The following is a 23,527-nucleotide window of genomic DNA, read 5'->3' as shown; positions in this document are numbered from 1 at the left end:
GTGGTTAAATACGGCGTCTTTTGCCCCGAGGCTTTTCAACGGGGCGCTCATCATAACAGGACGGCCCCGCCCAAGACAGCGGCCGTCATAGGGACGCAAGCCGCCATGCAAGTGAAACACCTGCTGCTGATCGCCATCCTCGCATTGACCGCTGCTTGCTCATCGAAGGAAGTCGTAGACGAAAACCTCAGCGAAGCCGAGCTGTATCAGCAGGCTCAGACTGACCTGGACAACAACAGCTACACCAGCGCCACAGCCAAGCTGAAGGCTCTGGAGTCGCGTTATCCGTTCGGTCGCTACGCCGATCAGGCGCAGCTGGAGCTGATCTACGCCAACTACAAGAACGCCGAGCCGGAAGCTGCAAAGTCCGCTGCCGAGCGTTTCATTCGTTTGCATCCGCAGCACCCGAACGTGGATTACGCGTATTACCTGAAAGGTCTGACTTCTTTCGATCAGGACGTCGGCCTGCTGGCGCGCTTCCTGCCGCTGGACATGACCAAGCGTGACCCGGGCGCCGCGCGCGACTCGTACAACGAGTTCGCCCAGCTGACCAGCCGCTACCCGAACAGCCGCTACGCGCCGGACGCCAAGCAGCGCATGATCTACCTGCGCAACCTGCTGGCCGCCTACGAAATCCACGTGGCCGACTACTACCTGACCCGTCAGGCCTATGTAGCCGCTGCCAACCGTGGCCGTTATGTAGTGGAAAACTTCCAGGAAACCCCATCGGTCGGCGACGGCCTGGCGGTGATGACTGAAGCCTATCAGCGTCTGCACCTGGATGAACTGGCGGCCACCAGCCTCGAAACCCTGAAGCTCAACTACCCGAACCACCCGAGCCTGCAAGACGGCCAGTTCGTGCCACGGGTTGCCGAAGCCGACAACCGTTCGTTCCTGAGCAAGGCGACGTTGGGTCTGATCGAGTCGCGTCCACCGCTGCCGCCGGGCGAAACCCGCGCCAACCAGGACGTGCAGAAGCAGTTCCAGGACGCGAAAGACGCGATCCCGAACGAGCTCAAGCCTAAAGACGAAAACGGTGACGTGATCGAAGAGCCGGAACCAGAGTCGAGCAACACCGACCGCTCGTGGTTCAGCTACATGACTTTCGGCGTGTTCGACTGATCACTCCGGTTGCACTGAAAAGGGAGATCTGCGGATCTCCCTTTTTTATTGCCGCGCGTTAATAGGCTGTGCGCTTGTCGGGTCCTTGGCTAAACTGCCGGATCATCAGTCGAAAAGCCGCTCATCATGCTTCGTTTATTGTTCTGGATCGTCGTGATTTTCGCCGCGATATGGCTGTGGCGTAAATTCAAGGCGCCTGCCGCGTCCAATCAATCCAATCGCGCCCCTCGCGAACAGGACGCCCCACCCATGGTGCGTTGCGCCCATTGCGGCGTGCATCTGCCGCGCGATCGTGCACTGAGCGTTCAACAACAGTGGTATTGCAGCCAGGCTCACCTTGAGCAAGGCCCGGGTGCCAGTGATCGCTGAGGCCACCCCCGCCGACAGCAAACAGGCGCAGCGCCTGCTGCGCCTTTATCATCTGTACCGCTTAAGCGTCGGCATCACCCTGGTGCTGCTGATCTCCAGCAACATGGACAACCGCCTGCTGACGTCGGCCAATGACGAATTGCTGCGCGGCGGCAGTTGGCTGTACCTCGTTCTCAACATCCTGCTCGTGGTCTTTCTTGAAAATACCCGACGCCCGGCCCAGTTGTTCAGCCTGGCGCTGGTCGATGTGCTGTTGCTGTGCGGTCTGTTCTATGCCGCCGGTGGCGTGGCCAGTGCCCTCGGCAACTTGCTGATTGTTTCAGTCGCCATCAGCAATACCTTGCTGCGTCGTCGAATTGGTCTGCTGATCGCCGCGATCGGCGCTCTGGGCATCGTTGCCTTGAGCTTTCTGCTGAGCTTCAGCCACCCCCTGAGCGCCAATGAATATTTGCAGGCCGGCACCCTCGGCGCGCTTTGTTTTGCCGCCTCGCTGTTGGTGCAAGGCTTGATCCGTCGCCTGGAGGTCAGCGAAACCCTGGCTGAGCGCCGTGCCAGCGAAGTGGTGGGGCTCGAAGCCCTCAACGCGCTGATCCTGCAACGCATGCGCACCGGCATCCTGGTGCTAGACGAGGAGCGTAGGGTGCAACTGGCCAACCAAAGCGCACAAACCCTGCTCGCGCAGTCGCACCTTCAGGGGCATTTGATCGATGATTACTCCACCGCGCTGGTCGATCGCCTGCAGTTGTGGATGAATAACCCGACCCTGCGGCCACAGAGCCTGAAAATCCCCGGTAACGGCCTCGAACTGCAACCGAGCTTCATCGCCCTCGAACAAAGCCCGAACCAGCAAACCCTGGTATTTCTCGAAGACCTCGCGCAAATCGCCCAACAAGCCCAGCAACTGAAACTTGCCGCGCTCGGCCGCTTGACCGCCGGCATCTCCCACGAGATCCGCAATCCGCTGGGCGCTATCAGTCACGCCGCACAGCTATTGGCCGAATCCGAGGAACTCGACAGCGCCGATCGGCGTCTGACGCAGATCATTCAAGACCACTCCCAGCGCATGAACCGAGTCATCGAAAACGTCCTGCAACTGTCCCGCCGCCAACAGAGTGCCCCGCAACGGCTGGATCTCAAGCCATGGCTGGAAAACTTCGTTGCCGAGAGCCGCGAACAGGCCAGCGAGCGCCAGCAGATTCATCTGCGGGTCAACTCGGGGGAGTTCATCACGCTGATGGACCCCAACCAGCTCACGCAAATTCTCGACAACCTGTTACGCAATGGTTGGCGCCACAGCGCCCTGCTGCACGATCAGGCGCAAGTCTGGCTGGCCCTGTTCATCGATCCTGACAGCCAGTTGGCGGTCCTCGAAGTGCAGGACAACGGCCCCGGCGTGCCTGCCGATGAACAATCGCATCTGTTCGAACCCTTCTTCACCACCAGCAGCCAGGGCACCGGCCTTGGGCTTTATCTGTCCCGTGAGCTGTGCGAAAGCAACCAAGCGCGCCTAGACTTTCAATCACGCCAAGGCGGCGGCTGCTTTCGCATCACCTTTGCTCACGGACGGAAACAAAGTTGAATACGAGCCCACGGCAAAAAATCCTCATCGTCGACGACGAACCGGACATCCGCGAACTCCTGGAAATCACCCTGGGACGGATGAAACTCGACACCTACAGTGCACGCAACCTGAGCGAAGCCCAGGCGCTGTTGAACCGCGAGCGTTTTGACCTGTGCCTGACCGACATGCGCCTGCCCGACGGTACGGGGCTGGAACTGGTGCAGCACATTCAGCAACGTTATCCACAACTGCCCGTAGCGATGATCACCGCCTATGGCAGTCTGGAAACGGCCATCAACGCGTTGAAAGCAGGTGCTTTCGACTTTCTCACCAAACCGGTGGACCTCACCCGCCTGCGCGAACTGGTCGGCACGGCGCTGCGCATGCCGGCGGCAGGAGGCAGCGTTACAACGATTGAACGACGCTTGCTGGGCGATTCGCCGCCGATGCGCAGTCTACGCAAGCAAATCGACAAACTCGCTCGCAGTCAGGCACCGGTTTACATCAGTGGCGAGTCGGGAAGTGGCAAGGAACTGGTCGCTCGCCTGATTCATGAGCAGGGGCCGCGCGCCAGCCAGCCGTTCGTGCCGGTCAACTGCGGGGCAATCCCCTCGGAGCTGATGGAAAGCGAGTTTTTCGGCCATCGCAAAGGCAGTTTCACTGGCGCGGTCGAGGACAAGCCCGGGTTGTTTCAGGCAGCCAATGGCGGCACGTTGTTTCTTGATGAAGTGGCGGACTTGCCGTTGTCGATGCAAGTCAAACTGCTGCGGGCGATTCAGGAAAAAGCCGTGCGCAGTGTCGGCGGACAGCAGGAAAGCGTGGTCGATGTGCGGATCCTTTGTGCCACGCACAAGGATCTCGATGCGGAGGTCGCGGCCGAACGCTTTCGTCAGGACCTTTATTACCGCTTGAACGTAATCGAACTGCGCGTACCGTCGCTGCGTGAGCGGCGTGACGACATTGAAGTGCTGGCAGCGCATATGCTCAAGCGTTTGGCCAGGGACACTGGTCAACCAGTGGCGCGCTTGCATGGGCAGGCGTTGGAAGCGCTGAAGAACTATCGGTTTCCGGGGAATGTGCGGGAGCTGGAAAACGTGCTCGAACGAGCGCACACCTTGTGCGAAAACCGCACGATCGAGGCTGAAGATTTACGTTTGAGCGAAGGTAACTGCGCGGCAGATGGCGGCGCTGCCGATCTGACCCAGATCGATAATCTTGAGGATTATCTGGAGAACGTTGAGCGGAAGCTGATTTTGCAGGCGCTGGAAGAAACGCGCTGGAATCGCACGGCGGCGGCGCAGCGGTTGAGTCTTTCGTTCAGGTCGATGCGTTATCGCCTGAAAAAACTAGGTTTGGATTGAGGCATCGCAGGCAAGCCCGCTCCCACAGTTACCGTGGTGTGCGCACAATTCGTGTACACCACAAAAACCCGTGGGAGCGGGCTTGCCCGCGATGGCGATCTAACAGACACCCAGGAATTTGAAACTAAATGCGGCCCTCAGGCGCATACGGCGCCGGATCAATAATCGGCGCCCTTCCCAGCATCACATCAGCAAACAACTGGCACGACGCCGGCGCCAGCACCAGCCCATTGCGGTAATGCCCGCAGTTCAACCACAAACCGTCGAACCCCGGCACCCGGCCAATGTACGGAATGCCCTCCGGCGAACCCGGACGCAACCCCGCCCAGTGCCCGACCACTTCGGCGTCCGCCAGCGCCGGCAATAACTCCACCGCCGAGGCCTTGAGACTTTCCAGCGCCACCTCGGTCGGCGTCTTGTCGTAGCCTTCGTGCTCCAGCGTGCTGCCGATCAGAATATGCCCGTCGCGACGCGGGATCGCATAACGCCCTTTCGCCAGCACCATGCTCGGCAGGAAGTCCGCCGCGCACTTGTAGAGAATCATCTGACCTTTGACCGGCTCGACCGGCAGTGTCAGATCCAGTGTCTTGAGCAAATCACCGCTCCACGCCCCCGCCGTCAGGACAACCTGATCGCCAGCGATGACGCCACGGCAAGTCTCGACGCCAACAACCCGACCATCTTCGCGAACAAACCCGCTGACCTCGCATTGCTCCTGAATCGTCACATTCGGCAACGCCAGCAACGCCGCTTTCAGCGACTTCACCAGACGTGGATTGCGCACGTTGGCGACATCGGCCATGTAGATCGCCCGCGAAAACCCGCCGCCGAGCACCGGCACCGCATCATGCGCCGCCGAGATATCCACAGCCCGCAGCGGACGGTTCTCCCGTTCGGCCCAGGCCAGCGCTTCAGCTTCATCATCCAGATCCAGCCAGTACAGGCCGGTGGTGTGCACTTCAGGATCGACCCCGGTGTCAGCGAACAATCGCTCGCCGAGCTGTGGATAAAAATCCTGCGACCAGTGCGCCAGTGCGGTGACTGCCGGGCTATAGCGCCACGGATACAGCGGCGAAACGATACCGCCGCCGGCCCAGGACGACTCCTGGCCGAGGTTCGAACGATCCAGCAGCACCACGCTGCGCACTTCGGAGGCGAGATTGTAGGCGGTCAGCAGGCCAATCACCCCGCCACCGACAATCACCACTTGCTGTTGCCTGGTCATGTTTGATCCAACCGTAAAAAAGACAGTGGGCGCAAAAGGCACCCGAGAGAAAGCGCCTCAGCGGCCCCAGCAATCCTTGGTGGTCAGCCCGGTGGTCGCGTTGTTCATGCTGCGGACACCGGTGTTGGTCAGGGTGAAATCCCCGCACTTGTCGGTGGCCATCGACGTACCCGTTTTACGCGTGGCGGTCAGCAGGAAGGTCTGGTCAGCGATGGTCGGGGTAAGGGTGTAGAAATCATTACCCGTGCTCAGACCGGTGATGCCGGTATAGACATTGTTCTTGGTGTAGAAACGTTCGAGGCTCTGTGCCTGCTCCGAGAGCAGCGACACCACTTCGGCGCGACGGCCCTTTTTCAGGTACTCGGTATAGCTCGGTGCGGCGATGGTGACGACGATCCCGATGATCGCAATCACGATCATGATTTCGATCAGGGTGAAGCCTCGGTTGATTCTGCGCATGCCTCAAACTCTCACTTACTGTATTTGTCGCCACATGATACGACGGCTGCCACCGCCGCCCTTTTCCACCAAGGTAGTGATGTTACCGCTGGAATCGTTAAAAATTTTGCGTGTTGCGCCGTTGACGATGGCGTTCAGGGTCGGAATGCCACCGGTAAATATCACACCACTGGAAATCGTGTCGCTGCTGTCAACCACTCCATCCCCGTTGGTATCGAACACTGCATAGTTGAGCATCTTACCGCTGAACGCATCGACCTCGGCCACTTTGCCGGTTCCGAAACTAGAACAGGGATCGGTGGTATCGACGCTGGCGGTGGTGAAGACGATTCGCCCAAGCACCAGACTGGCCTGATTGATCACGCGCTCACCGATCAGCGCGTTGTTATACACCAAGGGCAGGTACCAGCCCTTCTCTCCTGGATAAGTCGTATCGTTCTGCGTCGTTGTCACGAACTGCCCGCTACTGCCGGAGAAAACTCCCGTGATGGCCTGCGCCTGCAAACTGCTGACGGTGAGCTGCCCGGAGCCGCCATCGGCATCCCACACCGAATAGAACGCCTGCAAATCCTTGTTGGTCTTGTCAGCCGTCTCGTTGAATTTACCGGTGCCGACAAAGATCTGTTTGCCGCCCAGTGAATTGTCCGCCAGTAACGGTTGCGCCGTAATCGGTTGAGTCGCCCCGCCCGCCGTGGTGAATAGCGGTTTACCGGAAAACGCCACCCCCCAACTGTCGGTCGACGTAGCGCTCAAATCGAATTTCCATAAACGCCCTTTCAAGTCACCGCCATACGCGGCCTGCACGACATTTGAAGAGTTGACCTTGAGCTTTACCGAGGACAAGCCGTTGGTGGTTTCCGTGCTGTCGATGACGATCTTCTTGATCAGCGAACCGTCGCGTACATCCAGCACATACAGCGCGGCCACACCGGAGTTGCTGCCGTAACCGTTGGAAATAAACGCCGCCCAGCGACCGTCGGCCAAGCGTGCCACTTCCGGCCGTGCGTAGGCGTAGCCCAGATCATTAAAAGCGTTGGCGGTGCTTGCGGTCGCGGGGGCGCTGACTTCCCACAATGCGCGCAAAACGTTGCCCGCCGAAGCGTCGAACAACTGCAGCGCATAGAAAGTCTTGCCTCCGGCACCGGTGCCGCCGATGGCCAGGGTTTTCCAAGCGCCATTGAGCTGGGCGTCATACACCCCCACTTGGCCGTCGACCAGAAACTTGTGGCTGACACCGTTGATGTAATTCGGATCGGCAATCAGACGCAGCGACGGCAATACGCTGGAAGGCATATAAGCGTAACGACGGGTGCCGTTGGCCGAGTTGATGACGTTGACGAAACCGTCGTTGGCGTTCACCACCAGACTGGCATTCATATTTGCCGCTTTGGTGGTCAGGTAAGCGGTGTACGTGGTGTCACCGGATAGGTCGGAGGCGGTCTTGTCCGTCGGTGACGCCAGCACCAACGGCGAGTTGATGATGTCGCCGAGCAGCACGCTACGCACCTTGAGCCCGGTTTTGTTGGTGCCTTTGCTCCACTCCACCAGATCACTGCCGGTGATGCCGGTGGGCAGGCCTTGGCTGAGTGTCGTCTGTTGCGCGGTGGCGAAGTTGCCGTAGGCGAGCGTCACCGCGGCATTGTTCGCGGTATTCCACGATTGATAAGTTGGTGCAGTGGCTCCCGACACGATGGTCGTGTCGGTGGTCCAGAGTGCCGCCGAGGCATTCACCGCCCCGGCAGCCGTAAAACCGAAAGATTTGATCGTGCCGCGCCAGTCCTTGGGGTCGTAACTGGTCTGAAAGTAACTGGTGCCGCTCGCCAGTGTGGTGCCGCTGGTGACACCACTGCCGCCGGAACCGGCCTTGGAGGTAATATCACTCAAGGCCGACGACAACGCCGCGTTGAGCCCAACGCTGTCAGTCGCCTGGTAATACCGACCCTGTCCGTAGCTGGCCGCGTCCGACAGCATGTCGTTGTCGGCAGTAAAACCGACTGTATAGGTATTCATATTCTGCTTGGGAAAATCCACCGCGTTCCAGCTCTTGCCCGCCGCGTCAGTACCGCTCGAGCGCATGTCGATATCGAAGGCGAACTTGGCGATGTCATCCAGATACAACGTGTCGCCTTCGTTATCGCCATTAAGGTTGTTGCCGTCATTGTTGACGCCGTCCCAATTCGGCAAACGGCTGCCGCCCAACGGGTCGTTAGTCGGGAAGGTCCGGTCGAAGGTCGGCAAACCGTCGGTAATCACCACGCCATAGTTTTTCTGACAGCGGTACTGGATCGGGCTGGTATAGGTCGCCGGAGTGCTGTTGTAGTAAGGCGCCATGCCGCGCATGTAGCGGGTGATTTCGTAATAGGTTTCAGCCAATGGCGTGTTGGCCACAGCACTTAAACCATTGATCGATGAGATCAGTGCGTTGTAGTTGGTGTCTGCCTGCGCCTGAGTCACGCTGCCGGAGACCGGCGACAGATCGCTGATCGAACGGGCGATGAAACCACCGTTACCGGAGTTGTTGCTGGTGGCCGGGTTGAACGTCGACAGGCCGATACGCAACGTGCGGTTGCTGGTGACCAGCGCCGTCGAGACGTTACGCGCAACGTTGATGCGGTAGTCGTTGGGAATCGCCCCTGTGGTGAAATCGCGCGTGCCGTTGTTGATGGCCAGACCGACGACGTAGGAAATGTAATCCCCGGAATAGCGCGTGTTGCCACCGCCCACCGGATCCGGCAGTTTTAGACACAACGGCGCCAGACTGTTGTTGTAGAACGCATAGGCGCCGCCGGAACAGCCTGATGTTGGCAGGCTCGACAGAAAGATCGTGTCGCCGGTGATCGCCGTCGAACTCAGGCACAAACCGAGCAATGCGTTGCACTGCCGCGCCGGTGTGCGATCAACCGTCGGATCGAATCCGGACGCATAAATGATGCTGTTCATACTCCCCGAGTCATCGATCAGCAACATGACGTTGGGTGCCACCGCTGCTGCACTCAACAGCGGCGAATCAGACGGCGTGAACGCATACGCCGGCGCCGTCAGGTAAAAGCTCATCAGCATGCCGAACAGCAGCGACTTGTAGCGCTCAATACTTCGCATAGACACTCTCCACCACGCTACGCGAAGTGCCGGCGATACCAACGGCGGTGACCCGATACAACGTCGCCGAGGTGTTACTCGGCACGTTCACTGCCGTGAGCGTGGTGCCAATATTCTGCACACCATAGAAACCATTACCGGAAGCGATCCACGTCACACCCGAAGTTGAATTCAGCCCCGCCGCACTGACCACCGATGACTCCGCAGGCGGAGCGCATTGCGTGGTCCCGCTGCAAACCGCGAGGGTGTAGCTGTCGAGTTGCACCGCACTCTCACCCACCCGCAACGCCGCCTCGGCAGTTTGAAACGACTGATTACGCAGACTGACGCTACCGGCCATTTTTTCCTGCAGGTTGGCACTCTGCATCGACGACAGGCCGATCAGCGTCAGCAACAACAGAAACACCAGACTGACCAGCAACGCCATGCCGCGTTGCGCTTGCCGGTCATGAAGAGAAATCCGCATCGCCACGACCCTCACTGCAAACGGTTGCGCAAAGCGGCAACCACGTTGAAAGTTTGCGTGGCGACCCGGCTGTTGGGGTCGGTGAGGGTCAGGCTCAGGCGCACACTGCGAATGCGTGCCGGGTCACTGGGGTTGGCGCTGTAAGTCGAGGCCGCCACATCCGTCGCCGAACTGGCCAGACCAAACGTCACGTTGAAAGCACTGACGTTGTTCACCAATACCTGCTGGGTGGGCGTGCCGCTACCGGTGCCCATGAGAATCTGGTTGTTGCTGAAGCTGTAGATCAGACGCCGGATCGGGAAGGCAATCTGCCCGCTCGCCGCCGATCGTAAACCCGTATACGCCGTGGCGCTGTTGCGGCAATCGGAAACCACCGTCCAGGTCGGCGTGCCGCCGCCGCTGCCGATATCGGCGGTGACCAGCGTCAGTTTCAGGTTGGCGTTGTCCCAACTGATCGGCGCTATCTGCGACGCATTGAAATCCCCCGCCGAGCTGGAGTCCGTAATGGTGCCGAGGCATCCGAACATCCCTACCATGCGAATTTCCTGAATCATTTTGCTCAGCACAAAACGTGCGTCTTCCTGCATCGCCGCGGCGCTGTTCTGACTGACGTAGGTGTTTTTCGCCGCGATGAAAATCTGCACGACCCCCAGCACGATGATCAAGCCCAGTGCGAGCGCAATCAGTAGCTCGATCAGGCCGAAACCCCGCTGATGGCGCGTCATGGTGTCGCCACCGGGTCGACGGCAGCGCGGCTGGTCAGGACAAAACTGCGCTGAGCGCTGACGGTGTTGGCTGCCCGCGCATCGCTCCAGTTGATGGTAATGGTGTAAACCCGCTGATTGAGGGTGATGCTGCCGGTCGCGGTCGGCCCGCCGAAGTTGATGATATTGGTCGAGAAGTCGTAGAGATCCTGATCCCGCGCAACGCTCAAGTTGCCCGAGGTCGGTGGGGTGACGGTGTAGTCGGCGCCGGAGTTGGCGCGGATGCGGTCCATCATGTCGTAGGCGATGAAACTGGCCTGACTGGTCATCCGCGAGCTGTCGGTGTACTTCAGCGCATTGAGTTGCACCGCCGCTGCACCGAGCAGTCCGACCGTCAGAATCAGCAACGCGACCAGCACCTCGATCAGCGTCATGCCCTGCTGTGTGTGTTGACTCCCTGCCCTCATCCGCAACTTCCACCCAATTGAATTCGTCCGTTCAAACACACGTTCAGCGTCCTGCTTTGCGTTCCCAGCGTGTAGCTGATGACCACCGCCGTCGACGGCGCTGCCAGACCACCGAGATTGTTGAAATCCATTGCGGTCACTCCTGAGGGTAGCGTCAGAGTCGCGCCGCTGCTCATCGCGGGAACAACCCGCAACACATTGGCCGGAGTGCCAGTACTGTCGTAGACCGATAACTCGCCGGTCCAGACGCTGCCCCCGGCGGTCGGGCGCAGACGCAGGGTAGTGCCACGATCAATCGCTTCCAGGCGGGCGAAATTGATCGCGCGCTGCAGGTCGCCCATTTCGGTATCGGCCTTGCTGCCTTGTATCGAGCGGGTGAAGGCTGGCACTGCCAGGGTAATCAGGATCACGAAGATCGCGAGCGCGACCAGCAACTCGATCAGCGTGAAACCTTTTGTACGAAGATCCATCGATGCCCTCCGTTGCCGTCGGCTATACCTGCTTCTACACGCTAGAACATTCGACCGACCTGTGTCGGTTGATTTGCCCTGCGCGGTGCACGGAGCGCGCCGTTCATCACACTCCACGGAGGGAGTCTTCATGCCGCAACAGGGTTTCAGCCTGATCGAACTGCTTATGGGACTGGCAATTGGCGCAATTGTTCTGCTACTGGTCGGTCCGGCGTTTGCCACACTCAGAGAATCGAATCACCGGGATCAGGCTGCGCAAGCCTTGCTCGATGGCCTTCGTAACGCCCGCACCATGGCCATCACGCGCAATCAGAGCATCGTGATTCATGGCATCAACGGTGACTGGAGCCAGGGCTGGCGGATCATTCTGGATATCAGCGGCAAGGGGCCGGAGGACAGTGGCAATCCACTGCTACAAGAAAATGTGAATGGCACAGTGGTGCCGATTGTCGGCAATTGGTCGGTGAGTCGTTACGTACGTTTCAGCAGTCTGGGGCAACCACTGATGCCCGGGCGGGCGTTTCAGGCAGGGACACTTCATGTCTGCTCGACTCGCGAGCCGGTCAGCCAGCGCCAGATCGTGCTGGCGGCGACCGGTCGCGTGCGCCTGAACAGCAAAAGCGCTGAACAGGCGTTGTGTCAAAAAACCAAAAGCGTCAGATCGAACGCACGCGCAGCTCTTTAGGCATAGAAAACGTGATGTTCTCTTCTCGCCCGGCCAGTTCATCGGCACCGGTGGCGCCCCAGGCCTGCAATTGCTGAATCACACCGCGCACCAGTACTTCCGGGGCGGAGGCGCCGGCAGTGATGCCGATGCGCTCAACGCCATCGAACCAGCTCTTCTGCATGTCTTCAGCGCCGTCGATCAAGTAAGCCGGCGTGGACATGCGTTCGGCCAGTTCACGCAAGCGGTTGGAGTTGGAGCTGTTCGGGCTGCCAACCACCAATACAACGTCGCATTCGTCAGCTAGTTGCTTGACCGCGTCCTGACGGTTTTGCGTGGCGTAGCAAATGTCATCCTTGCGCGGTCCACCGATGGCCGGGAAGCGCGTGCGCAAGGCATCGATGACGCGACTGGTGTCGTCCATCGACAACGTGGTCTGGGTAACGAAAGCCAGTTTTTCCGGATTGTGCACCTGCAACTCGGCCACGTCTTTCTCGTCTTCGACGAGGTAGATTGCGCCGCCATTGCTGGCGTCGTATTGGCCCATGGTGCCTTCTACTTCCGGGTGACCGGCGTGGCCGATCAGGATGCACTCGCGACCGTCGCGGCTGTATTTCGCCACTTCGATGTGCACCTTGGTCACCAGCGGGCAGGTGGCGTCGAATACTTTCAGGCCACGGCCGGCGGCTTCGGTACGCACGGCCTGGGATACGCCGTGAGCACTGAAGATCACAATGACGTCGTCCGGCACCTGATCCAGCTCTTCGACGAAGATCGCCCCGCGGCTGCGCAGGTCTTCGACGACGAACTTGTTGTGCACCACTTCATGACGCACGTAGATCGGCGGCCCGAAGACTTCCAGAGCGCGGTTGACGATTTCGATCGCCCGGTCCACGCCGGCGCAGAAGCCACGGGGGTTGGCGAGTTTGATTTGCATGCTGTGCCTCGTGTCTTGCGCGCGAAAACAATGAATAACTACTGTGGGAGCGAGCTTGCTCGCGAAGGGGGCGTCACCTTCAACATCTCTGTTAGCTGACACACCGGTTTCGCGAGCAAGCTCGCTCCCACATTTGACCTTATACAGTCAGTTACAGCGCTTTGACGGAAATGATTTCCACGTCAAAGGTCAGCGTCTTGCCCGCCAGCGGGTGGTTGAAGTCGATGGTCACTTGCGTGTCATCGAATTCTTTCACCACGCCCGGCAGCTCAGTATTGGCCGCATCGTTGAAGATCACCAGCAAACCTGGTGACAGCTCCATATCGACGAACTGCGAACGCGGGATGATCTGCACGTTCTGCGGGTTCGGCTGGCCGAAAGCGTTTTCCGGCTCGACGGTCAGCGTACGCTTGTCGCCAGCCTTGAAGCCGAACAGCGCCGCTTCGAAACCCGGCAGCAGGTTGCCGTCGCCGACCTTGAAGGTCGCCGGGGCTTTGTCGAACGTGCTGTCGACGGTGTCGCCGTTCTCCAGGCGCAATGCAAAGTGCAAGGTGACTTCCGTGTTCTGGCCGATGCGTTGCTCAGCCAATACCTGTTCAGTCATGAACGGCTTCTCCGGTCTTTTTACTTTTGAACATATCCAGTGCCAGCATCACCGCGCCAACAGAAATGGCGCTGTCGGCGAAGTTGAACGCCGGGAAGTACCAGCGGTTCTGCCAGTGCACCAGAATGAAATCGATCACATGGCCCAAGGCAATGCGGTCATACAGATTGCCCAGCGCACCGCCCAATACCAGCGCCAGCGCGATGGCCAGCCAGGTCTCGTTGCGGCCCAGACGCTTGAGCCAGACCACCAGCACCGCACTGACCACAATCGCGATCAGGGCGAACAGCCAGCGCTGCCAGCCGGAGCTGTCAGCCAGGAAGCTGAAGGCAGCGCCAGTGTTGTAGGCCAGGGTCCAGCTGAAGTAATCGGGAATGATCACGATCTGCTGGAACATTTCGAGCTTGCCTTCAAAGTAGAACTTGCTGGCCTGGTCAATGACCAGAACCAGCAAACTCAACCAGAGCCAGCTCAACCGTCCAAAACGGCCAACGGCATTAGGCATAGTGACGAACCTCGCCAGCGCCGCTGATGTTGTCGACGCAACGGCCGCAGATTTCCGGATGTTCCGGGTTCACACCGACGTCTTCACGGCAGTGCCAGCAACGGGCGCACTTCGGGAAGGCCGATTTGACGATTTTCAGCTTCAGGCCGCTGACTTCAGTCACTACTGCATCGGCTGGAGCCTGTACGAACGGCGCAACGCTGGCCGTCGAGGTGATCAAGACAAAGCGCAGCTCGTTGCTCAGCTTGGCCAGGTCAGCGCTCAGCGCGTCTTCGGCGTACAGCGTCACTTCGGCTTGCAGGTTGCCACCGACGGCCTTGGCCGCGCGCTGGATTTCCATCTCTTTGTTCACCGCTACTTTGACCGCCATTACGCGTTCCCAGTAGTCGCGACCCAGTTCAACGTCGGCCGGCAGTTCGGTCAGACCTTCGTACCAGGTGTTGAGCATGACGGACTCATTGCGCTCGCCCGGCAGGTATTCCCACAGTTCGTCGGCGGTGAAGGCGAGGATCGGCGCGATCCAGCGCACCAGCGCTTCGGAGATGTGGAACAGCGCGGTTTGCGCCGAACGGCGGGCCTTGCTGTTGGCGCCAGTGGTGTACTGACGGTCCTTGATGATGTCGAGGTAGAAGCCGCCCAGCTCCTGCACGCAGAAGTTGTGGATCTTCGAGTAGACGTTCCAGAAACGGTATTCGCCGTAGTGCTCTTGCAGCTCGCGTTGCAGCAGCAAGGTGCGGTCAACCGCCCAACGATCCAGCGCGAGCATTTCTTCAGCCGGCAGGATGTCGGTGGCCGGGTTGAACCCGCTCAGGTTCGAGAGCAGGAAGCGTGCGGTGTTACGGATACGACGATAGGCGTCCGCACTGCGTTGCAAAATCTGGTCGGAAACCGCCATTTCGCCGGAGTAGTCGGTCGAAGCGACCCACAGACGCATGATGTCGGCGCCCAGGGTGTCGTTGACTTTCTGCGGCGCGATCACGTTGCCCAGCGATTTGGACATCTTGCGGCCGGCTTCGTCGACGGTAAAACCGTGGGTCAGCAGTTCGCGGTACGGCGCGTGATTGTCGATGGCGCAACCGGTCAACAGCGACGAGTGGAACCAGCCACGGTGCTGGTCGGAACCTTCCAGGTACAGGTCGGCACGCGGGCCGCTCTCGTGACCCATCGGGTGCGAACCGCGCAGAACGTGCCAGTGCGTGGTGCCCGAATCAAACCAGACGTCGAGGGTGTCGCTGATCTTGTCGTACAGCGGCGCTTCGTCGCCAAGCAGCTCGGCAGCGTCCATCTTGAACCAGGCTTCGATGCCTTCGACTTCAACGCGTTTGGCGACTTCTTCCATCAGCTCGACGGTGCGTGGGTGCAGCTCGCCGCTTTCCTTGTTCAGGAAAAACGGGATCGGCACGCCCCAGTTACGCTGACGCGAGATGCACCAGTCCGGACGGTTGGCGATCATCGAGTGCAAACGCGCCTGGCCCCAGGCCGGCACGAATTTGGTGTCTTCGATGGCTTTGAGCGAGCGCACACGCAGGGTGTCGCCGCTGGTTGGCTCTTTGTCCATGCCGATGAACCACTGCGCAGTGGCGCGGTAGATCAGCGGAGTCTTGTGGCGCCAGCAGTGCATGTAACTGTGTTCGATGACGGTGGTGTGCATCAGCGCACCGACTTCGGTCAGCTTGTCGACGATCGCCGGGTTGGCCTTCCAGATGAACTGGCCGCCGAAGAATTCCAGCGACGGCACGTAAACGCCGTTGCTCTGCACCGGGTTGAGGATGTCGTCGTTGACCATGCCGTATTTCTTGCAGGTCACGAAGTCGTCCACGCCATAGGCCGGAGCGGAGTGAACCACGCCGGTGCCAGCGCCCAGTTCAACGTAGTCAGCCAGGTACACCGGCGACAGACGGTCATAGAACGGGTGACGGAAATTGATCAGCTCCAGCTCTTTACCGGTGGTGGTCGCAATGACCGAGCCTTCCAGGCTGTAGCGCGCCAGGCAGGCTTCGACCAGTTCTTCAGCCAATACCAGCAGCTTGTCGCCGACATCAACCAGGGCGTAGTTGAATTCCGGGTGAACGTTGAGCGCCTGGTTGGCCGGGATGGTCCACGGGGTGGTGGTCCAGATCACGATCGAGGCAGGCTTGCTCAACGATGGCAGACCGAACGCGGCAGCCAGTTTGGCTTCGTCAGCGATCGGGAACGCAACGTCGATGGTCGAGGACTTTTTGTTCTCGTACTCGACTTCCGCTTCGGCCAGGGCCGAACCGCAATCGAAGCACCAGTTCACAGGCTTGAGGCCCTTGAACACGAAACCGCCCTTGACGATTTCGGCGAGGGCGCGGATTTCACCAGCCTCGTTCTTGAAGTCCATGGTCTTGTACGGGTTGGCCCAATCGCCCAGCACGCCGAGACGGATGAATTCGGACTTCTGCCCTTCGATCTGCTCAGTGGCGTAGGCACGGCACAGTTCGCGGGTCTTGTCCGCGCCCAGGTTCTTGCCGTGGGTCACTTCAACTTTGTGCTCGATCGGCAGGCCGTGGCAGTCCCAACCCGGAACGTACGGCGCGTCGAAGCCCGACAGGGTCTTCGAGCGGATGATCATGTCCTTGAGAATCTTGTTCAGTGCGTGACCGATGTGGATCGTGCCGTTGGCATACGGAGGGCCGTCGTGCAGAACGAACTTCGGACGATCCTTGCCAATCTCGCGCAACTTTCCGTACAGGCCAATACTGTCCCAGCGCTGCAGGATCTGCGGTTCGCGCTGTGGCAGGCCGGCCTTCATTGGGAAGGCGGTGTCCGGAAGGTTAAGCGTGGCTTTATAGTCGGTCATTTAAGGCTCTTCATTAGCGATGGGCGCTAGGTGCGGCTAGTGCACGGGCGGTGGCGACATCCGCATTGATCGCCGTTTTCAATGCCTCCAGAGAGGCGAAGCGCTGCTCTTCACGCAGCTTTTGGTGGAAAACCACCGTCAAACGCCGGTCATACAGATCGCCGGCAAAATCTAGAAGATGGACTTCAAGGTGGGCCTTGCCATCACCTTGTACCGTGGGGCGCACGCCGATATTGGCGACGCCGGGCCAGGTCTTGCCGTCGATATCGACATCCACCAGATACACCCCGGTGAACGGCACGCGACGACGCTTGAGTTGAATGTTGGCCGTGGGCGTACCCAGTTGCCGGGCCAGTTTCTGGCCGTGCAGCACGCGACCGGCGATCCGGTACGGGCGGCCGAGCAAGCGTTCGGCCAGGGCAAAATCGGCAGCGGCCAAGGCGTTACGCACCTGCGTGCTGCTGACACGAATACCGTCCAGCTCGACGGTTTGTGCCGCTTCAACGGTAAAACCGTGCATCTGCCCGGCCTGCAGCAGGAAGTCGAAATCGCCGAGACGGTCGCAGCCGAAGCGGAAATCGTCACCGACCTCCAGATGCTGTACGCCAAGGCCATCAACGAGGATGGTGTCGACGAACTCACTCGCGCTGAGCTTGCTCAAGCGCTGGTTGAAGGCCAGGCACAAGACCCGGTCAACGCCTTCGGCAGCCAGCAGTTGCAGCTTGTCGCGCAACCTTGCCAGACGCGCCGGCGCAGTCTCGGGGGCAAAAAACTCCCGTGGCTGCGGCTCGAAAATCACCACGCAGCTGGGTACGCCCAACTCGAGCGCACGCTCACGCAGTCGGGCCAGGATAGCCTGGTGACCACGGTGAACACCGTCAAAGTTGCCAATAGTGGCGACGCAGCCCCGATGCTGGGGGCGCAAGTTGTGGAGGCCTCGAACCAGCTGCATAACGCGCTTCTTGCTCATAAAGTGGTCGATTATAACCACACCCGACGGTCGACGACAGGCAACACCGTAACGCAAAGTGATCGAGCCGACAAAACTGCCGGCCCGGGCCTGTTTATAAAGGGTAAAACCTCAGCTCAAGGCCTTGCGATTGAAGTCGCGCAGGCGAAAACCGAGCAGCAGCAACATACCGAAATAAGCGACCACGCCCGCCGCGACCAATGCGCCCAGACGCAGAAAGCGCTCAAGCATGTGCCCCTGATCCCACGCTGGCATGAAATGCATGCCGACCAGAAGCACCACGGACATCACCGCCACGGCCACCACCAGTTTGAAACCGAACTTGGCCCAACCCGGCTGCGGCTGGTACATCTGCTGCTTGCGCAGCTGATAGAACAGCAGCCCGGCGTTCAGACACGCACCCGCACTGATCGCCAAGGCCAGACCGGCGTGCGCCAGCGGACCAATCAGCACCAGGTTGAACAGCTGGGTAACTACCAAGGTGAAAATTGCGATTTTCACCGGGGTACGGATGTTCTGTTGCGCGTAAAAGCCCGGCGCCAGCACTTTGATCACAATAATCCCGAGCAAACCGACAGAGTAGGCAATCAATGCCCGCTGAGTCATTTCGGCGTCGAAGCCACTGAACTGGCCGTATTGGAACAACGAAACGGTCAACGGCTCCGCGAGAATCCCCAGCGCCAGCGAGCACGGCAGCACCAGCACGAAGCACAGGCGCAGGCCCCAATCGAGAATCCGCGAATACTCGTGGCGATCTTTGCTCGCGTAAGTTTTCGCCAGTGTCGGCAACAGAATCGTCCCCAACGCCACGCCAAGCACGCCGGATGGCAACTCCATCAGGCGGTCGGCGTAATACATCCACGACACTGAGCCTGCGACCAGAAACGAGGCGAAGATGGTGTTGATGATCAGCGAAATCTGGCTGACCGACACGCCGAGAATCGCCGGCAGCATCTGTTTCATCACGCGCCATACGCCGGTATCGCGCAGATTCAGGCGCGGCAGTACCAGCATGCCAATCTTTTTCAGGTGCGGCAGTTGATAGAGCAATTGCGCCAGACCACCGACCAGCACCGCCCAGCCGAGGGCCATGACCGGCGGATCGAAGTACGGCGTGAGAAACAGCGAGAACACGATCATGCTGACGTTAAGCAGCGTCGGCACGAAAGCCGGCACCGAGAAACGGTTCCAGGTATTGAGGATTGCCCCGGCCAGCGAGGACAGGGAGATCAGCAATATATAAGGGAAGGTCACCCGTAACAGATCAGAGGTGAGCTGGAATTTTTCCGGTGTGTCGGTAAAACCCGGGGCCGTGGCCCAGATCACCCAGGGCGCGGCAATCATGCCCAGCGCCGTGACGATCGCCAGTACCAGTGTCAGCAAACCCGATACATAGGCAATGAAGGTACGGGTCGCTTCTTCGCCCTGCTGACTTTTGTATTCGGCAAGAATCGGCACAAAAGCCTGAGAGAAAGCACCCTCGGCGAAGATCCTGCGCAGCAGATTGGGCAATTTGAAGGCAATAAAGAAGGCATCCGTCGCCATCCCGGCGCCGAATGTACGGGCAATCAGCGTGTCACGAACAAAGCCCAGAATCCGGGAAAGCATCGTGATAGAGCTGACGGCGGCCAACGATTTGAGCAGATTCATTGAGGGAATTTGTGCCTGTCGATAAACAGCAGGCGAACAAAGCGCCTACTTGTGCGATACTCCGCGCCGCAGCAGCACAGAGCCAAAGCTCGCGAGTTTACAGGTCAAGCGCCGGAAATAAATATCCCGCCTCTTTATACCTACCACTTAGCGGAACGTTTCAAGTGCCCTTGACAAGACTTCAACTCATCGGCATGATTCGCGGCCTATTTTGTTTGCTATTTCCTAAAAAGTCTTTCGAGGAGCTCGACGGTGGCCAACTCACCTTCCGCCAAAAAACGTGCAAAACAGGCTGAGAAGCGTCGCAGCCACAACGCCAGCCTGCGTTCCATGGTTCGCACCTACATCAAGAATGTAGTTAAAGCCATCGACGCAAAAGACGCTGAAAAAGCTCAAGCTGCATACGTTCTGGCTGTGCCAGTTATCGACCGTATGGCCGATAAAGGCATCATCCACAAGAACAAGGCTGCTCGCCATAAGAGCCGTCTGAATGGCCACGTCAAAGCACTGAAAGAAGCTGCTTAATCCGACGTAGTCATTAAAAAACCGACCTTAGGGTCGGTTTTTTATTGCCTGAAATTCAGCCAATAAAAAATGTGGGAGCGAGCTTGCTCGCGAACGCGACCTGTCTGTTGATACTTCTATCGACTGACTGGACCTCTTCGCAAGCAAGCTCACTCCCACATTTGGGTTTGCGGTGTTATTGCTGGACAGGCACCCACGGCAGGATCGGGATGGCAGTCACGGCATTCTGCGGACTGCCTTCGATCAAGCGGTCGCTATAAACCAGATACACCAGCGTGTTGCGCTTCTTGTCGAGGAAACGCACCACCTGCATGGTCTTGAACACCAGCGAAGTGCGCTCCTTGAACACCTCATCGCCATCTTTCAGATCACCCTTGAACTTGATCGGGCCAACCTGACGGCAAGCAATCGAGGCCTCTGCGCGATCTTCAGCCAAGCCCAAACCACCTTTAACGCCGCCAGTCTTGGCGCGCGACAGGTAGCAGGTCACCCCTTCAACCTTCGGGTCATCGAATGCTTCGACGACGATCCGGTCATTCGGGCCGACGAATTTGAACACCGTCGACACCTGACCGATTTCTTCGGCCGAGGCCAGCAATGGCAGCGCCATCAGCAAGCCCAACAATCCTTTTGCTAAACGCATCGAGTTTTCCTTAGACCAGAATCAGGTTGTCACGGTGAACCAGTTCCGGCTCCGCCATGTAACCGAGCAAACCGACAATCGCATCCGACGACTGACCGATGATTTTTTGTGCCTCCAACGCGCTGTAATTGGCCAGGCCACGGGCAATCTCACGACCATCAGGCGCCACACAGACCACCATTTCGCCGCGACGGAAACTACCCTGCACCAACTTCACACCGACGGGCAGCAGACTTTTGTTGCCCTTGGACAACGCCGACACCGCGCCATCATCCAGCACCAGCGTACCGCGAGTTTGCAGATGCCCGGCCAGCCATTGCTTGCGCGCTGCAAGCATGCCGCGCTCGGGCGATAGCAACGTGCCGATGCGCTCACCCGCCTTCAGACGATCGAGCACGCGCTCAAGACGCCCACCGACGATAATAGTGTGCGCACCGGAACGCGCAGCCAATCGAGCCGCACGCAACTTGGTCTGCATGCCGCCACGACCCAGCGCACCACCCGTACCGCCGGCGACCGCATCGAGAGAAGGATCATCTGCACGCGCCTCGTAAATCATCTGCGCATCAGGGTTGTTGCGCGGATCGGCGTCGAACATGCCGTCGCGATCGGTAAGGATCACCAGCAGATCCGCCTCGACCAGGTTCGCCACCAGCGCCGCCAGCGTGTCGTTGTCGCCGAAACGGATTTCGTCAGTGACCACGGTGTCGTTTTCGTTGATCACCGGGATGACTTTCAGCTCGACCAGTGCGCGCAGGGTACTGCGGGCGTTCAGGTAACGCTTGCGGTCGGACAGGTCGTCGTGCGTCAGAAGGATCTGTGCAGTGTGCCGGCCATGCTCGGCGAAGCTCGACTCCCACGCCTGCACCAGACCCATTTGGCCAATCGCTGCAGCCGCCTGGAGCTCATGCATCGCACTGGGTCGTGCGGTCCAGCCCAAACGACTCATGCCGGCCGCCACCGCTCCGGAGGACACCAGCACCAACTCGACGCCAGCCTCATGCAAGGCCACCATCTGCTCGACCCAGACACTCATTGCCGCGCGATCCAGCCCCTTGCCATCAGCTGTCAGCAAAGCGCTGCCGATCTTCACGACCCAACGCTGCGCACCTGTCACCTTGCTCCGCATCATCTTCAACCTTAGCTTGAGGGCAGCGCGACCCAGCGCCGCCCATGACGTTATTTGTGACTTGCGATTTCCAGATACTAAAACGCCGCTCGATTGAGCGGCGCTTAAGTTTACTGCAACGAATCAGTCACGCACGTAAATGATTTCCGGACCGTCTTCGTCATCCACATCTTCTTCGTCCCAATCATCGTCACCGATGTCATGGACCGACTTCACGCCGCTGCGACGCAGGGCACGCTTGTCATCCAGCGCCTGCAACTGTGCACGCGCTTCATCTTCGATGCGCTGATCGAGATCGGCCAGCTCTTCCTTGTACGCCGGGTCGGCAGCAAGGCGATCAGCACGGTCTTCCATGTAACGCATGATGTCGTGGCACAGACGCTCGGTACCGATCTTGGCGATAGCCGAGATCACGTAAACCGGACCGGTCCACTCGAGGCGATCAACGATTTCCTTGACGCGCTCTTCGTGATCCTCTTCAAGGATCTGGTCGCACTTGTTCAACACCAACCAACGATCACGCTCAGCCAGGGACGGACTGAACTTGATCAGCTCGTTGACGATCACTTCCGCCGCATCCGGTGCGCTGGAATCATCCAGCGGCGCCATGTCGACAAGGTGCAGCAACAGACGGGTACGCGCCAAGTGCTTGAGGAAGCGAATGCCCAGGCCAGCGCCATCAGAAGCACCTTCGATCAGACCCGGGATATCCGCGACGACGAAGCTCTTCCAGCGGTCGACGCTGACCACACCGAGGTTCGGCACCAGCGTGGTGAACGGATAGTCAGCGACTTTCGGCTTGGCGGCCGATACGGAACGGATAAAGGTACTTTTACCGGCGTTCGGCAAACCGAGCAGACCGACGTCGGCCAGCACTTTCATTTCCAGCTTCAGGTCGCGCTGCTCACCCGGCTTGCCCGGCGTGGTCTGACGCGGCGCACGGTTGGTACTGGATTTGAAACGGGTGTTACCCAGACCGTGCCAGCCGCCCTGCACTACCATCAGTTTCTGGCCAGCCTTGGTCAGGTCGCCGATGACTTCCTGAGTAGCAGAGTCGATCACCGTGGTGCCGACCGGCACGCGCAGGATCAGGTCTTCACCCTTCTTGCCAGTGCAGTCGGTGCTGCCACCGTTGGAGCCACGCTCGGCATCGAAGTGCCGGGTGTAACGGTAGTCCACCAAGGTGTTGAGGTTTTCGTCAGCCATCATGTAGATGGAACCGCCGTCACCGCCATCACCGCCGTTCGGGCCACCGTTTTCGATGAATTTTTCCCGACGGAAACTCATGGCACCGTTGCCACCGTCACCAGCCTTTACGCGAATCGATACTTCATCAACAAACTTCATAACCAACGCCTCTCGCCGTACGGACGAGCCGAAAAACAATCAAGACATAAGACTCTTGCAAAAATGAGCGCAGCGACCCCAAAACACGACCTGCATCGCACGCCGACAGCCCATACAAACAGTTTTGCAAGAGACTCACCCCACAAACGAAAAAGCCCCGTCGCAAGACAGGGCTCTTCCAGCGATCGCGCAATTAAGCGGCGACAACGCTCACATAACGGCGGTTGAACGCGCCTTTTACTTCAAACTTGATCACGCCTTCGATTTTCGCGAAGAGGGTGTGATCCTTACCCATGCCAACGCCGTAGCCAGCGTGGAATTGGGTGCCGCGCTGACGCACGATGATGTTGCCCGGAATGATTTTCTGGCCGCCATACATCTTAACGCCAAGGCGTTTGGCTTCTGAGTCGCGACCGTTACGGGTAC

Annotated in this window: 23 protein-coding genes; 6 read left to right on the top strand and 17 right to left on the bottom strand. The window is 59.2% G+C overall.

The features are described 5' to 3' along the window. Nucleotides 1-105: 105 nt before the first annotated feature. The 4 genes from ACIF4X_RS17720 (at nucleotide 106) to ACIF4X_RS17705 (ending at nucleotide 4,413) form a co-directional block, all read left to right on the top strand. Nucleotides 106-1,122, top strand: a complete 1,017-nt coding sequence (locus ACIF4X_RS17720) for an outer membrane protein assembly factor BamD (RefSeq protein ID WP_007909854.1) — start codon at nucleotides 106-108, stop codon at nucleotides 1,120-1,122. A gap of 126 nt (nucleotides 1,123-1,248) precedes the next feature. Next, entirely contained in the window at nucleotides 1,249-1,491 is a 243-nt protein-coding gene (locus tag ACIF4X_RS17715) for a PP0621 family protein (RefSeq protein WP_038361669.1), read from the top strand. Then, nucleotides 1,481-3,070 carry a sensor histidine kinase gene (locus ACIF4X_RS17710; protein WP_397483172.1) on the top strand — a complete coding sequence of 530 codons (1,590 nt, stop codon included), beginning with the start codon at nucleotides 1,481-1,483 and terminating at the stop codon, nucleotides 3,068-3,070. Before ACIF4X_RS17715 ends, ACIF4X_RS17710 begins: the two co-directional genes overlap by 11 nt. Next, entirely contained in the window at nucleotides 3,067-4,413 is a 1,347-nt protein-coding gene (locus ACIF4X_RS17705) for a sigma-54-dependent transcriptional regulator (protein WP_397483137.1), read from the top strand. Before ACIF4X_RS17710 ends, ACIF4X_RS17705 begins: the two co-directional genes overlap by 4 nt. 124 nt (nucleotides 4,414-4,537) lie before the next feature. Here ACIF4X_RS17705 and thiO read toward each other — a convergent pair whose 3' ends face one another. Genes thiO through ACIF4X_RS17670 form a run of 7 tightly spaced genes read right to left on the bottom strand, consistent with a single transcriptional unit; the run spans nucleotide 4,538 to nucleotide 11,303 of the window. Continuing rightward, entirely contained in the window at nucleotides 4,538-5,638 is a 1,101-nt protein-coding gene (gene thiO / locus ACIF4X_RS17700) for a glycine oxidase ThiO (protein ID WP_397483136.1), read from the bottom strand. 57 nt (nucleotides 5,639-5,695) lie between these two features. Then, nucleotides 5,696-6,097, bottom strand: a complete 402-nt coding sequence (locus ACIF4X_RS17695) for a type IV pilin protein (protein ID WP_397483135.1) — start codon at nucleotides 6,095-6,097, stop codon at nucleotides 5,696-5,698. Nucleotides 6,098-6,112: 15 nt separating this feature from the next. Further along, complete coding sequence (locus ACIF4X_RS17690; protein WP_397483134.1) at nucleotides 6,113-9,196, bottom strand: pilus assembly protein; 3,084 nt, start codon at nucleotides 9,194-9,196, stop codon at nucleotides 6,113-6,115. After that, a complete protein-coding gene (locus ACIF4X_RS17685; protein ID WP_397483133.1) occupies nucleotides 9,183-9,662 on the bottom strand; it encodes a PilX N-terminal domain-containing pilus assembly protein in 480 nt (159 codons plus the stop codon). Before ACIF4X_RS17685 ends, ACIF4X_RS17690 begins: the two co-directional genes overlap by 14 nt. Nucleotides 9,663-9,673: 11 nt before the next feature. Further along, nucleotides 9,674-10,387, bottom strand: a complete 714-nt coding sequence (locus ACIF4X_RS17680; RefSeq protein WP_397483132.1) for a PilW family protein — start codon at nucleotides 10,385-10,387, stop codon at nucleotides 9,674-9,676. Continuing rightward, nucleotides 10,384-10,833, bottom strand: coding sequence for a type IV pilus modification protein PilV (gene pilV, locus ACIF4X_RS17675; RefSeq protein ID WP_397483131.1), 450 nt, complete (start codon nucleotides 10,831-10,833; stop codon nucleotides 10,384-10,386). The genes ACIF4X_RS17680 and pilV overlap by 4 nt, the downstream gene beginning before the upstream one ends. Next, nucleotides 10,830-11,303, bottom strand: coding sequence for a GspH/FimT family pseudopilin (locus ACIF4X_RS17670; RefSeq protein ID WP_397483130.1), 474 nt, complete (start codon nucleotides 11,301-11,303; stop codon nucleotides 10,830-10,832). Before ACIF4X_RS17670 ends, pilV begins: the two co-directional genes overlap by 4 nt. Before the next feature lie 130 nt (nucleotides 11,304-11,433). On the opposite strand from ACIF4X_RS17670, the gene ACIF4X_RS17665 reads away from it, so the two are divergent. Next, the gene (locus ACIF4X_RS17665; RefSeq protein WP_397483129.1) at nucleotides 11,434-11,988 is read left to right on the top strand and encodes a GspH/FimT family pseudopilin; all 555 of its coding nucleotides are present in this window, start codon (nucleotides 11,434-11,436) and stop codon (nucleotides 11,986-11,988) included. Here ACIF4X_RS17665 and ispH read toward each other — a convergent pair. From ispH to murJ, 6 genes are all read right to left on the bottom strand, one after another. Beyond that, nucleotides 11,960-12,904, bottom strand: coding sequence for a 4-hydroxy-3-methylbut-2-enyl diphosphate reductase (gene ispH / locus ACIF4X_RS17660; protein ID WP_397483128.1), 945 nt, complete (start codon nucleotides 12,902-12,904; stop codon nucleotides 11,960-11,962). The two genes, ACIF4X_RS17665 and ispH, sit on opposite strands and share 29 nt — an antisense overlap. A gap of 151 nt (nucleotides 12,905-13,055) precedes the next feature. After that, complete coding sequence (gene fkpB / locus ACIF4X_RS17655; protein WP_178087437.1) at nucleotides 13,056-13,493, bottom strand: FKBP-type peptidyl-prolyl cis-trans isomerase; 438 nt, start codon at nucleotides 13,491-13,493, stop codon at nucleotides 13,056-13,058. Between the two features lie 7 nt (nucleotides 13,494-13,500). Further along, entirely contained in the window at nucleotides 13,501-14,013 is a 513-nt protein-coding gene (gene lspA, locus ACIF4X_RS17650; RefSeq protein WP_397483127.1) for a signal peptidase II, read from the bottom strand. Continuing rightward, a complete protein-coding gene (gene ileS / locus ACIF4X_RS17645; protein WP_397483126.1) occupies nucleotides 14,006-16,837 on the bottom strand; it encodes an isoleucine--tRNA ligase in 2,832 nt (943 codons plus the stop codon). Before ileS ends, lspA begins: the two co-directional genes overlap by 8 nt. 13 nt (nucleotides 16,838-16,850) lie before the next feature. Next, nucleotides 16,851-17,789 (bottom strand): bifunctional riboflavin kinase/FAD synthetase, encoded by a 939-nt coding sequence (gene ribF / locus ACIF4X_RS17640; RefSeq protein ID WP_008078544.1) that lies wholly within the window; start codon nucleotides 17,787-17,789, stop codon nucleotides 16,851-16,853. Between the two features lie 129 nt (nucleotides 17,790-17,918). Continuing rightward, nucleotides 17,919-19,457 (bottom strand): murein biosynthesis integral membrane protein MurJ, encoded by a 1,539-nt coding sequence (gene murJ / locus ACIF4X_RS17635; RefSeq protein WP_397483125.1) that lies wholly within the window; start codon nucleotides 19,455-19,457, stop codon nucleotides 17,919-17,921. Between the two features lie 252 nt (nucleotides 19,458-19,709). Between murJ and rpsT the strand changes: the two genes are divergently transcribed. Beyond that, nucleotides 19,710-19,982, top strand: coding sequence for a 30S ribosomal protein S20 (gene rpsT / locus ACIF4X_RS17630; protein ID WP_003228351.1), 273 nt, complete (start codon nucleotides 19,710-19,712; stop codon nucleotides 19,980-19,982). Between the two features lie 175 nt (nucleotides 19,983-20,157). Here rpsT and ACIF4X_RS17625 read toward each other — a convergent pair whose 3' ends face one another. From ACIF4X_RS17625 to rpmA, 4 genes are all read right to left on the bottom strand, one after another. Next, the gene (locus tag ACIF4X_RS17625) at nucleotides 20,158-20,625 is read right to left on the bottom strand and encodes a CreA family protein (protein WP_102900531.1); all 468 of its coding nucleotides are present in this window, start codon (nucleotides 20,623-20,625) and stop codon (nucleotides 20,158-20,160) included. A 10-nt stretch (nucleotides 20,626-20,635) separates the two neighbouring features. Further along, nucleotides 20,636-21,754: a glutamate 5-kinase gene (gene proB / locus ACIF4X_RS17620; protein ID WP_160060141.1), complete on the bottom strand. Its 1,119-nt coding sequence runs from the start codon at nucleotides 21,752-21,754 to the stop codon at nucleotides 20,636-20,638. Between the two features lie 123 nt (nucleotides 21,755-21,877). Next, entirely contained in the window at nucleotides 21,878-23,101 is a 1,224-nt protein-coding gene (cgtA, locus tag ACIF4X_RS17615; RefSeq protein ID WP_064392401.1) for an Obg family GTPase CgtA, read from the bottom strand. Nucleotides 23,102-23,294: 193 nt separating this feature from the next. Continuing rightward, a partial coding sequence (gene rpmA, locus ACIF4X_RS17610; RefSeq protein WP_397483124.1) for a 50S ribosomal protein L27 occupies nucleotides 23,295-23,527 on the bottom strand: 233 nt, incomplete at its 5' end.

This window comes from Pseudomonas sp. NPDC085632 (assembly GCF_044541255.1).
GTDB lineage: Bacteria > Pseudomonadota > Gammaproteobacteria > Pseudomonadales > Pseudomonadaceae > Aquipseudomonas.
Note: the sequence above shows the minus strand (reverse complement) of the source record. Positions and strands in the feature narration are given on the sequence as shown.